An 11,797-nucleotide genomic window follows, 5' to 3' on the forward strand; every position below is an offset into this window, starting at 1 on the left:
ATGGGTAACGGTGACGTCGCCAGAATTATAGCTGCCATCAGAGGAGACAAGGCGGCCCTCGCCGGCAGTCTTGCGGTTTTATTCTTTATCGTGCTTTGTCTAGGCGGAGCACTGATAGTCCCATATTCCGCCGCGACAATGCCTAATCTTTCGATGGCAATGTTACTCCCGGGTGAGAGGGGTACTTTGCTGGGAACCGACGAACTCGGGCGAGACATGCTCGCGCGCATTATCTGGGGCGGCCAGAATTCACTGGTCATTGGATTGACGAGCGCGGTTCTCGGCGCGCTTCCCGGCGTAATAATTGGTCTATTTGCGGGTTACTATTCCGAGAGCCCGATTTCGACAGCCATCATGCGATTGATGGATGTCCTCCTGGCCATGCCGAGAATACTGCTCGGCATCATCGTGGTTACAATCCTCGGTCCCGGCGAGTTCAGCATTTCATTGGCTATTGGTGTGTCGACCATCCCGAGTTTCGCGCGCATAACGCGAGCCTCGACCTTGGCCCTGCGCAGTGCCGTGTTCGTCGAGGCATCGAGAGCCATTGGAAACTATGATAGGGTCACCCTCATCAAACATATCCTCCCGAACATCTTATCCCCGCTCATCGTGCAATTCACCTTGGATGCCGGTCAAGCGATTCTTATGGCAAGCGGTCTCAGTTTCCTCGGCCTGGGTCCTCAGCCTCCTGCGGCGGAATGGGGTCTAATGATAGCACAGGCGCGGGTGCATCTCTTTTCTAATCCGCAGTTGGTCCTGATACCTGGTCTCTGTCTTCTCTTCGTTACTTTGGGGTTCAACATCGTCGGTGACAGCCTGCGCGACGCGATTGATCCCAGCCTTGGAAGGGTAAGTCGCAGCATTCGGTCGGCTGGCGTTGTTACAGCTCGCTGATCGCAAGCTGTACCGGCAAAACCTCCGGGGACCTGTCAAGCCGCTCTGGTGCAGTGGAGAGATTCCGCAGACCCTGTTCGCTCGGCTATAGGCGAACCTCAAAGACAAGCGGCAACGGCAATCGGAGCAAGTCAGGTATGGCCGATTTCAGGTTGCGTAAGCCATCAGCCCACGAGTGGCTCTTGTAGTTGGAGGCCAGCGGGCACGGCACAAAAGCGATGCCCGCTGGACTGATCTGAGAAAAGCACTACTGGATTAGTTCGGGCCTCGCTGGAAGCAGCGTCGCGATTTGCTGCCGGTCTTCGACGACTAGTGCTTTCAGTATCTCCACAAAGTTCGCAACAGGGCGACCGAGCGGTTTTCCCTTTGGGAATATCATAACGGCCTTGTGTCTTGGTGCTGGAACGAATGGCCTCACAATTAGACTTCCGTGAAGATACTCCCGCGCGACGTGTGGGTTGACGACAGCAACGCCTGCGCCTTGCATGACGAGCGAACAGGTTATTGCGCTGTACGAGGTTTCGATAACTGCCGACACACTGACGCCAGCATCGAGCAATATTCGATCCATCGCCGCGCGTGGAGGATCGCCCTGGGGAAACGTAATGAGTCTTTCCCCCACCAAATCCTCAGGCGTAACGACAGTCTTGTTGGCCAGCCGATGGGTGGCGTGCATGATGCACACGCCATCGGCCGTGTAGAGGATTTCCCGTTGAAGCATGTCGTCTCCATCCGGGTGCGAGATCACCGCGATGTCGCACGTATGCTCTCGCACCCAACCCGAAAGAACGTCAGAATGGCTGGTTTGAATTGACAGCCTGACCTCGGGGAAGGCATCTCCAAACCGCTTCACCGCTCGGGGAATAAGAGAAAGCGACAAAGCCTGTACTGCTCCTACCCGCAACATTCCACTACCCGATCGCTGTATGCGACCTGCGGTTTCGGTCAATTTTTGCAGGCCGACAAAGCTGCGCTGCACCTCTTCGAAGAGCGCAATAGCGTCAGCGGTGGGAAGCAGCTTGCCGGGCACGCGTTCAAAAAGTTTAAGGCCCGTTTCCTTTTCAAGTCGCGATATCGATCTGCTGACGTTGGGCTGTGAGGTGTGTAGCAGGCTGGCTGCCCCCGTCATCGAGCCTGAAAGCATCACGGCGTTGAAAGTTTCGAAGTAGCTCAATTTTATCATCGGGAGGTCTCCCTAACTTGCACTCAAGACTCTCCAACAGGCCAAGCGCTCATATGGGTTTTTACCATATCATCAGCGTATAAGCCACATACATAAGTTTATTTGCCGAATAGAATCTGAATCTTGTGTTTATACGCTACCAACGCCCAGCATGCGTAAGTCATACGTGACTGCATTAGTCGGGAGGAAATGCGGCTCGTAAAGCATGACTCTAAGAGGCTTCTCTGATTGGTTCGTAGTGCTCCTGCACGATTCTCGGACCGCTCCGCGGGCTATTTTCGCCTCTGCACGATTGGCGCTTGGACCGCTACCTATTTGGGGCAGGAGAGCCAGACGGCTCGATCTGTTTCACGACCTTGCGAACATTGTTTCGGCAGGTTCGGGACTGCCAACGAGATCGCCTCGCCCATCGACAGGACAACGACCAACTTGCGGGCCAACGCCCTGCGGCTTGACCATTTTTTCGAAAGCACGAGCAGGGAATGCAGGGAGCGGTGAGGGCCAGTTTGTAGCCCCAGCGCGGCTGACCTTGCCCTGGTGAGCCTTACCGGACTGGTAGCGCGCTCACGTCAGTCCTAGGTGCGGTGTGCGAGCGGCCGAACGCTCCGGCGGGTGGCCTTCCCAGCAACCACTTCCATCAACGTGGATATTGAATCAACAGTGAAGGCTAACCACGCCACAATCGATTCATCGATCACAGGATCTACTGCCCGTGTTTGACGCTTTCTTAACCGCGAAGCTTCTGATGCCACATCAAAGGGCAAGACCTTCCCCGCTTCGATCATCTCTATGAAAACCTTCAGGTAGCCATGAGCGCCGTTTAAGGCGCTTCAAAATGGCCACGTGTGACGACCTGTTGAATTCATTGATGATCAATATCCGCCTCAAGGGCTCCGATAAGCTACCTGCGGAAATGATCCCATATCTCATACGTATGATGCCTATGCGTTTTTCTATTTGCTCCTTGGAGTGCCGCTACTTAGCGTGAAGCGACGAGTGGTCGTGACTGCTGTGGATGCGACTTAGGTTCTTTGAAAGGAAATACTTCCGTGGTCGGGAGCAAGAAATGAGACTTCCTGTGGCAACCAGTTTTGAGAATGGCTCGAGCGGCGGGACGTTTGCGAGGATCGTTGGGCACGGCGTAGTGCGGTGCATTCCAGCGGATACGCAGCCAAGCGCGAGCGTTGGCGGCCCATGGGCTGGCTTGCCGGGAGTTGTTAGCGAAGCACATGACGGCGGCGCGCAGCCGATTGTTGCGCGCCCATTGCGAACCGACGCTACAAGATCGCCAGCTTTGCTAGCTGACCGGCGCGATGCCGGCCTCGGCGACGAGGTGATCCTCGATTTGGAAGCGGGCGCGCGCATCGCCCAGTTCGGCGGTGAGCTGAGTGCGCACCAGCGCCCGCAGGACCTTGATTTTTGGCCTGAGCGGCGCCAGTCGGTGGCCGTCTGGGCGCAGGATGACGGCAAAGATGTCGGCGTCGCCAAGGTCGCACTTGGCGGCCACGGTGAGGTGGTGGGGCCGGCATGCATTGACAGCATTGGGATGAATCGGCGTGAAGACGAACCCGTTCTCGACCAGCAAGGAAACCCTCACGAAGTCCTCAGCAATCGGCGCTCCGGACGCATCTTGGTCGAGGTGGCGCATCTTCCTTTAGCTCGTCTGGAACGTCCGGCTACATCATCGCCGCAAGTCTCATTTGAGGCCTCGAGAAGCGAGCAGACTTGGCGGTCGTTACGGCGGCGCGGGCCCAACGCCCAAACAATCCTTAAGATGATTCAGCGCCATCGTGAGGTTGCCTGATGAGCATTGCGCAGTTGACGGTGGTCGGGGGAGGTCTCGTCGGTGCGGCAATCGCATACGGCGCAGCGCGATCTGGCATTTCGGTCAGGGTGCTGGATCAAGGTGACGCGGCATTTCGAGCGTCCAGGGGCAACTTTGGGCTTGTCTGGGTCTCAAGCAAAGGGAACAAGATGCCGCGTTATGCCCGCTGGAGCCGCGAAGCGGTGACAATCTGGCCCGAGTTGCACAAAGAACTGCTGGAACTGACTGGCGTTGACACCGGACTTCATCAACCCGGCGGATTCTGGTTGGGCTTCAGCGAGCAGGACGTCGAAGCGCGCGCGGATTTGCTGAAGCGCATCAATTGCGAGGTTGGCGGGGAAATCCCCTTCAAGATGATGGAGCCTTCCGAACTCAAGCAGTTTCTGCCCGGGCTAGGCTCGGCTGTCGTTGGCGGCAGCTTCTGCGCGCTGGACGGACACGCAAATCCTCTCATGTTGCTTCGAGCGCTGCACGCGGGTCTGAAGGAGAAGGGAGCAGAAACAATCTCAGGTGTCGATGTCACCGAGATTCGACGCGATCCTGACACGACTCAGTTCCAAATAATTGGACGCGACGGTCAACGCTGGAAAAGTGATAGACTGGTGCTAGCTGCAGGGCTCGGCAACGCCAATTTGGCACCACAGGTGGGGCTAGAAGTACCGATCACCACCACGCGGGGTCAGATCCTGATTACAGAGCGGCTCAAGCCATTCCTCGACTTTCCAACGAACAAGGTAAGGCAAACGCGCGAAGGCAGTGTCCAGATTGGCTCAACCTCTGAAGACGTCGGCTTCAACGACGGAACGACCACCGACAAGATCGAGTGGCTCGCACGACGCGCGGTCGCGACCTTTCCGGCATTGGCAAATGCTCGCCTCGTGCGCGCGTGGGGGGCACTCCGACCGCTCACGGCAGACGGCTATCCTGTCTATCAGGGTTCTACGTCATGCCCTGGCGCTTTTGTCGCCACCTGCCACAGCGGCGTGACGCTTGCTGCGATTCACGCTTTCGTCCTCGCCCCCTGGATGGCAGGTCTGACCTGTGCGCCTCCTGACATCGAGTGCTTTTTGGGTGACCGCTTCCGGGACCCCAATGCGAGTTTTTCCCATGACCACTAAGTCACTTTTTGCAATTTCATCATCGGCTAAGCCTGAGACTGTAATGATCGCATTCGAAGGCAATCCCCTGAAAGTACCCGCGGGAATCAGTGTCGCGGCCGCCCTGCTCGCGAGCGGCGCTCGCCACTTTCGGTCCAGCGTCGTGGGGCAAGCTCCACGAGCGCCTTATTGCATGATGGGAGTGTGCTTCGAGTGCCTTGTTGAGATCGACGGCGTTCCAGCTCAGCAGGGCTGCGCAGTTTCCGTAAGGGAAGGAATGAGGATCAGTCGGCAAGATGGTGCCGTTGAACTCGCTGACCTCAGCTTCGGAGAAACGTCATGACGGGCGTGGTATCGGACCTAATCGTCATCGGGTCGGGCCCTGCTGGCATGGCTGCGGCCTGTCAGGCGCGGGATCTGGGGCTCACGGTCACCGTATTGGACGAACAGGTGACAATCGGCGGCCAGATTTACCGCAATATCGAAACTGCGCCTGCGGAACGTCTCGAGATTTTAGGCAAGGACTATGCCGACGGGCTCACGCTCGCAGCTCAGTTCCGTGTGAGCGGATCAGAGTACATCGGCGGCGCCGCCGTTTGGAACCTTACGCCAGAGGGTGTGATAGACTATGTTGCTGATCGCAAGGCACGCCAGATCGTTGGTAAGACCGTTCTCATTGCGAGCGGCGCAATGGAGCGACCCTTCCCTATCAAGGGATGGACATTGCCCGGCGTCATGGGAGCAGGAGCCGGACAAATCCTCCTCAAGAGTTCCGGTGCGCTGCCAAACGAGCCTGTCGTCCTCGCTGGTGCTGGGCCGCTCCTCTACTTGCTGGCTTGGCAATATTTGCGCGCCGGGGCGAAGATCGGCGCCCTCGTCGATACAACCTCGTTCTCGGATAAGTTGCGTGCGCTGCGTCACTTGCCCGCTTTGCTCCTAGGATGGAGAGATCTATTAAAAGGACTCAAACTCCTCGCTGCTCTGCGGCGCCATGGCGTGCCCGTCTTTTCCGGCGCCGCCAAGCTTGTGGTCGAAGGAGAGACGCAGGCTACCGGACTGACATTCGTCAGCGGAGGTAAACGGCGACATGTCCCGACCTCACTGTTGCTCCTGCATCAAGGCGTGGTTCCTAACACGCAGCTCAGTTGGTCGCTCGGCGCACAGCATCGCTGGAGCCCCGAGCAGTTGTGCTGGCAGCCGGTTACAGACACATGGGGGCGCCTCGGACAGACAGCGATCTATGTCGCGGGAGACAGTCGTTCGATCGTCGGTGCCCAGGCATCTGCCGTGCAAGGCCAGTTGACTGCCCTGGCGATTGCGCAGCATCTCGGAAAGATCGGCGACTCAGCGCAGCGTGCGGCCAGGCTGCGGCGCAGACTGGCGGGCTACACTCACATTCGTCCGTTCCTGGATGCGCTCTACCGTCCGCAGGACGAAAACCGGATTCCGTCGGACAATGACGTCTTGGTTTGCCGGTGCGAAGAAGTCTCAGCCGGGAACATTAGGCATTACGTCAGCCTAGGTTGTCTTGGCCCGAACCAAACCAAGGCGTTCGGTCGTTGTGGAATGGGCCCTTGTCAGGGCCGGTTGTGCGGACTGACGGTGACCGAACTCATAGCCCGGGAGCGCGGCGTAGAACCCACCGAGGTTGGGTACTACCGCATTCGACCGCCCATCAAGCCAGTCATGCTTGGTGATTTCGTCGAATAGCCCGATCCGCCCATCGGCATTTTCACAACCTAACTGTAGAAAGGATAGACTAGTGAGCAACATATTCCGGATTGAGACAGACAGACGCCGCAGCCGGGCTGTCGTCTACAACGGCATCGTCTTTGTCGGCGGCATGGCTGCGGATGATCGGAGCCAGGACATTACGGGTCAGACGAAACAGGCGCTTGCTCGTGTCGAGAAGTACCTTTCCGATGCCGGCACCGACAAGAGCCGCCTGCTCAGCGCCCAGATTTGGCTAAAGGACATTGGTCGCGATTTCGAGGCTATGAACGCGGTCTGGAACGACTGGACCGCGCCAGGTGCTTCGCCCACCCGTGCCACAGCGCAATGCGAGATGGGCGCAGCGGATGTCCTGGTGGAAATCATCGTGACCGCGGCCGTTGCCCGCACCGAATAGTTTGAAAAGGCTCGTGTAGACGGTGGCCGTTGCGCCGCAAGCGAAGACTTGAGGACGCGCCTCCCAAGCGCGGCGTCGGACGCCGACTCGGCCAATGCTGTTCCGGGTCGGCGTCCGCATTGAAATCCAACGCTGGGTGCGAGGCGACGTTTTGAATGCCTCATGGAATCGGCTAATATTTGATGATTTACACTGGAGTGGTGCTGGTTTTAAGGGGAATCGGCACCATGGCGAACAGATCGCGTTTTTCGTTGCTGATCCCGACCGGATTGATGGTTGAGGGTACCGCGAGGGCGAGGGAACATTTGTTAGGCGCGCGCAACGGTCGATGAGCGATCCTGCCCGCAAGGTCGCGTCGTTGGTGTTCAGCTGGAGACCGAGCCAGCGCAGAAACGCACCAAGGTTGTTCATGGCCTTGTACACGACCGGCAAGCCGATGATTGCGTCGATCAGGTAGGAGCTGACGTTCCAACCAAAACAGACGCCAAGCAGCATTGTCGTGGGGCCCAACGCAAACAGTCTCACATAGATGCCGATATGCTTTGGCAGATGTTCATATCCCGGTACCGTATGCTTGGCGCCGAGATAATGAACGAAATCACATGAACGCCTGTGATCTCACGTGTCGCCTTCGGCGACACGTGAGTTTACGCGAGTTCGGGCATTAAGGCGATGAGCATCAAGGTCATCGAGGCGAGCAAGGGCCTAGTGGCAACGCGTACGCGCGCCCCATACTCCGCCGCTCGGACGTAGTTGGAACATGAAAGACATCTGAGAAGTGGTTGCCAAGCCGCGTTGCGACCCTGCATCAAGGCTGTCGCGGAGACCGCTCTATCTTCTTCTTGAATGCTTTTCGCAGACGTAGGCCCGTGCCGGATGACACGGACTTTACGCGCGCATTTCCGTTCCGCGCCTTACATTGACATATCCTATCCGGGGGGATAGGTAATTGAAGGCTCAAACTCGGAGTTCTCTCATGCTTGCCGAAATCAAGGACTGGTTCGGCTTCGGCCAGCAGAACAATGCTCGTGGCACCGGTGCTCATGGCCATTCTCACGGAGAGGCTGGCGGGCACGGCCACACACACGGCGTCATCGATCCCAGCATCGCTTCGTCGGAGCGGGGCATTTGGGCCATCAAGTGGTCCTTCGTGATCCTCGCCATAACGGCAGCTTTCCAGCTCGTCGTTGTCTTCTTCTCGGGAAGCGTGGCGCTGCTTGCCGATACGATCCACAATGTTGGCGATGCGGCCACTGCCATCCCGCTCTGGATCGCTTTCACGCTTGTACGTCGTAAGCCAAGCGCCACATTCAATTATGGCCTTGGCCGCTTTGAGGACCTGGCAGGCATGCTGATCGTCTTGATCATTCTCTTCAGCGCCCTTGTCGCCGGCTATCAGGCCATAGACCGCCTGATGAACCCTCAACCCGTTCAGCAACTGCTAGCGGTGGCAGCCGCCGGCGTCATCGGCTTTCTCGGAAACGAGGCGGTTGCCGTCTTCCGCATCAGGGTCGGACGCGAAATGAACAGCGCGGCGCTCATTGCCGACGGCTACCACGCGAGAACGGACGGCCTCACAAGCCTGGCGGTCGTGGTTGGGGCGATCGGTGTCTGGCTTGGTTTCCCGCTTGCCGATCCGATCGTCGGCATGCTCATCACCATCGCGATCTTCGGCATTGTCTGGCAGTCGGCCCGGGCGGTGCTCACGCGCAGCCTCGATGGCATCGAACCGGGCCTCAACGATGAAATTCGGCATGCTGCCGAGCATGTCGCAGGCGTCCAGCGGGTCGTCGATGTCAAGGCGCGCTGGCTTGGCCACAAGCTTCATGCTGACCTCAAGATCGCCGTCGACAACAGCAAGTCTGTTGAGGAAGCCAACACCATATCGTCGCTGGTTCAACGCGAGCTGCGGGCACATCTGCCGTCGCTCGAAAATGCAACGATTGTATTCGACGCGGGTGACGAACCTTCGCAGCCGGTCGTCGCCGATGCGGGCGGGCACCACCACGCGCCCGACCCCTTCGTCGTCAAATCCTCGATTGCTGAAGGTGTTCTGGAAATCGTCGATACAAGCCAGGGGGAGCGGATGCGCCTGACGGTTTCCAGCCACGCCGACGGGCTCAACGCGGTTGTGGAAATCCAGCGTCCTGGCGGGCAGGTGGAAAAGCTGCCGCTATTGCCCGTTGCCGGAGATCATCACACGCTCCAAAGCACCGAGGCCCCGGCCGAACCGCATGAGTTCGACGCAGTTCTCCATTTGAGCTCCGCAAAGGGAAAGTCGAGCCTACCCTTCCGGATGGAAGAACCGGAAGGCCATCATCACTGACCTTGCTGGCGACGGGTCGATCGACGTATCGTCCCTCGCCACCATCGATCGCAATCTGGCAAAGGACACGATGAACGACTTGCACACGCACGCCGCCCACCCCGAGATCGTCAAGCGGCTGAAGCGAGCGGAAGGCCACCTGAAAAGCGTCATCTCGATGCTGGAGGGCGGCAGGTCATGCCTTGATATAGCTCAGCAACTGGCAGCGGTCGAAAAGGCTATCGTCAATGCCAAACGCACGCTGATCCAGGATCATCTCGACCACTGCCTTGAGGAAGCCGTCGGAACGCTGCCTCGCGAGCAACGGCAGTCCATCGACGAATTCAAGGCGATCACCAAGTATCTTTAGAGGCATGGGCGCACTCCACGTAGCTGGGATGCGACCATCGGTTCCCTGCGTCAGATCATTCCGTCGAGGCCGCGCTGACTTCCATAATGGCGCTGGCCGACAACTCGTTCTCGATCGGCTGTAGCACGAACGTCTCGGCTCCTCGTGCACTGGTCGAAGGCATTTGACGGCATCGCGTTGATTGGCAAGGCATATGCGGCTTAACGCCGGAAGATGACCGGGAACCAGTCTTCGCGCAGCTTTTCACCCGGCTTCATTTCATGTCCCGGGAAGGGCGGGGAGGTGCGGCCCGGCCGCTCCACATAGCGGGCATCATCGCCCAACAGGCGGAGCGAGAAGGCGCGGCGGCGTGACTGGGTCTGGTTGCCGCGGGCACCGTGAAGGGTCTTGTAGTTGAAGGCCACAGCGTCGCCCGGCTCCATCGCCCATTCCATGATCGTCATGCCCTCTGCATCGGGGTCCGGCACCGGCATGTAGGCATCGGCGTCGGGATAGAAATTCTGCTCCGACAGCCAGCGTGTCGGCAGCACCGGCTTCGCCCACTGGTGCGATCCCGCCACGCATCGCAACGATGCTTCCCGCACGGGATCGAGCGGCGACCAGAAGCTGATCGTCTGTTCCCCCTCGACGAAATAGTAGGGCGAATCCTGGTGCCAGGGCGTTGGCTTCGACGTCCCCGGCTCCTTGACCAGGACATGATCGTGGAAAAGCTGCACCGTCCTCGATCGCATCAGGTCGGCGGCCACCTCAGCCGCCTCGGACGAGCGGATCACGTCCTCGAATTCGGGAATGCGCTGCCAGTTGCAGTAGTCGTCGAAGAACCGTCCGCCTTCGCCGGCTTTGAGGTTCTCTGCGGCGTATTTCCCCGGCTCGGCCATGTTGGTCTCGACGCCTTGTCGCAGCGCCTCGACATGGTCTCGGAATAGGCCTTTTACGAGCACGACCCCGTCGCGCTGGTAGCTGTCGATATGTTCTTGGGTGATAAGCGGGTGAGGCATCTCGGTCTCCCTGTTGACGTTCACAGGATGCCGGTGCTGTTTTTTAAGTTCCAATAATATGTTGAAAACACTAATATAGTCTCATGTTATACATTTCATTGCGGCAGCTGGAATATGTGGTGGCGGTGTCGCGTGCAGGCAGCCTGACGGTGGCGGCCCAGCAGGTGAATGTTTCTCAGCCGGCGCTGTCAGTCGCCTTGAGCCAGGTCGAGGACCATTTGAGGCAGAAGCTGTTCATACGTCGCAAGGGCGCGCCCGTGACGCTCACGGGCTTCGGCAGGCTGTTCCTTGCGGATGCAGAAGCGCTCCTGGCCGATGCGGCTCGCCTCGAGAGTCCAGGTGGTCTCGGGCAGCGGCGCTTGCAGCGCATCATGCTTGGAGTTTTCGAGGATCTGGCTCCCGCCCATCTCGCTCCACTGCTCAGGCTGCTGCGAGCCCGGTTTCCAGACGTCGAGATCAGGACAAGGGTAGCGACTTTCGAGGGTCTGGCAGAATCCCTCCTTGCCGGCGACATCGATCTGGCCCTGACCTATGACCTCGGCCTCGACGCCAGTTTTCATCGCGAACTCTATGCGCAAGTGTCGCCACAGGCGTGGTTTCAGCCTGACGATCCCCTGGCCAAGGCAAGCGAAGTGTCGCTTGCCGATCTTGCCGATCGACCGCTGATCCTGTCCGATCAGGGGTTGTCGATCCGGCACATGCTGGGACTTTTCCGCACGATTGGCGTGACGCCAAACATCGTGCATCGCGCGGCCTCCACGGAGGTGTTGCGCAGCCTTGCCGCCAACGGTGAGGGCGTGGGCATCAGCTACACGAACCCGGTCAGCACCCTGAGCTACGACGGCAAGCCGCTTGCTCGTGTACCCATAGCCGATGCGCACGCACGGGAACCGATCGTGCTGGTCTTCTGCGGCGAACAACCAGCACCGCTTCCCGAGATACGCGCTGCCATCATGGCAATGACAGGCTGAGCACCGCCGATCTGAACGGTTGG

General features: G+C 58.8%; 11 protein-coding genes and 1 pseudogene. 8 read left to right on the forward strand and 4 right to left on the reverse strand.

The annotated features are described in order from the left end of the window. The gene (locus HNQ95_RS09125) at positions 1-897 is read left to right on the forward strand and encodes an ABC transporter permease (RefSeq protein ID WP_182573917.1); all 897 of its coding nucleotides are present in this window, start codon (positions 1-3) and stop codon (positions 895-897) included. 247 nt (positions 898-1,144) lie between these two features. Here HNQ95_RS09125 and HNQ95_RS09130 read toward each other — a convergent pair whose 3' ends face one another. Then, positions 1,145-2,080, reverse strand: coding sequence for a LysR substrate-binding domain-containing protein (locus HNQ95_RS09130; RefSeq protein WP_182573918.1), 936 nt, complete (start codon positions 2,078-2,080; stop codon positions 1,145-1,147). A 1,297-nt stretch (positions 2,081-3,377) separates the two neighbouring features. After that, positions 3,378-3,728, reverse strand: coding sequence for an IS110 family transposase (locus HNQ95_RS09135; protein WP_182573919.1), 351 nt, complete (start codon positions 3,726-3,728; stop codon positions 3,378-3,380). 155 nt (positions 3,729-3,883) lie between these two features. Here HNQ95_RS09135 and HNQ95_RS09140 point away from each other — a divergent pair, with 155 nt between their 5' ends. Genes HNQ95_RS09140 through HNQ95_RS09155 form a run of 4 tightly spaced genes read left to right on the forward strand, consistent with a single transcriptional unit; the run spans position 3,884 to position 7,130 of the window. Next, positions 3,884-5,023 carry an NAD(P)/FAD-dependent oxidoreductase gene (locus tag HNQ95_RS09140; protein WP_182573920.1) on the forward strand — a complete coding sequence of 380 codons (1,140 nt, stop codon included), beginning with the start codon at positions 3,884-3,886 and terminating at the stop codon, positions 5,021-5,023. A gap of 43 nt (positions 5,024-5,066) precedes the next feature. Further along, complete coding sequence (locus tag HNQ95_RS09145; protein WP_246340635.1) at positions 5,067-5,345, forward strand: (2Fe-2S)-binding protein; 279 nt, start codon at positions 5,067-5,069, stop codon at positions 5,343-5,345. Continuing rightward, entirely contained in the window at positions 5,342-6,712 is a 1,371-nt protein-coding gene (locus tag HNQ95_RS09150) for an NAD(P)/FAD-dependent oxidoreductase (protein WP_182573922.1), read from the forward strand. Before HNQ95_RS09145 ends, HNQ95_RS09150 begins: the two co-directional genes overlap by 4 nt. 52 nt (positions 6,713-6,764) lie before the next feature. Then, a complete protein-coding gene (locus HNQ95_RS09155) occupies positions 6,765-7,130 on the forward strand; it encodes a RidA family protein (protein ID WP_182573923.1) in 366 nt (121 codons plus the stop codon). Between the two features lie 336 nt (positions 7,131-7,466). Here HNQ95_RS09155 and HNQ95_RS09160 read toward each other — a convergent pair. Next, positions 7,467-7,753, reverse strand: a pseudogene (locus HNQ95_RS09160) (HupE/UreJ family protein); the annotation flags it as partial. A gap of 353 nt (positions 7,754-8,106) precedes the next feature. Here HNQ95_RS09160 and HNQ95_RS09165 point away from each other — a divergent pair. Together HNQ95_RS09165 and HNQ95_RS09170 are read left to right on the forward strand one after the other, a co-directional pair. Further along, positions 8,107-9,456, forward strand: a complete 1,350-nt coding sequence (locus HNQ95_RS09165; RefSeq protein WP_182573924.1) for a cation diffusion facilitator family transporter — start codon at positions 8,107-8,109, stop codon at positions 9,454-9,456. A 70-nt stretch (positions 9,457-9,526) separates the two neighbouring features. Further along, a complete protein-coding gene (locus HNQ95_RS09170) occupies positions 9,527-9,805 on the forward strand; it encodes a metal-sensing transcriptional repressor (RefSeq protein WP_182573925.1) in 279 nt (92 codons plus the stop codon). Between the two features lie 200 nt (positions 9,806-10,005). On the opposite strand, the gene HNQ95_RS09175 is transcribed toward HNQ95_RS09170, so the two are convergent. Next, complete coding sequence (locus HNQ95_RS09175; RefSeq protein WP_182573926.1) at positions 10,006-10,803, reverse strand: phytanoyl-CoA dioxygenase family protein; 798 nt, start codon at positions 10,801-10,803, stop codon at positions 10,006-10,008. A gap of 98 nt (positions 10,804-10,901) precedes the next feature. Between HNQ95_RS09175 and HNQ95_RS09180 the strand changes: the two genes are divergently transcribed. Continuing rightward, positions 10,902-11,774 (forward strand): LysR family transcriptional regulator, encoded by an 873-nt coding sequence (locus HNQ95_RS09180; RefSeq protein WP_246719230.1) that lies wholly within the window; start codon positions 10,902-10,904, stop codon positions 11,772-11,774. The last annotated feature ends 23 nt before the right edge of the window (positions 11,775-11,797 follow it).

The sequence above is a fragment of the Aminobacter ciceronei genome, from assembly GCF_014138625.1.
Taxonomy (GTDB): Bacteria; Pseudomonadota; Alphaproteobacteria; order Rhizobiales; family Rhizobiaceae; genus Aminobacter; species Aminobacter ciceronei.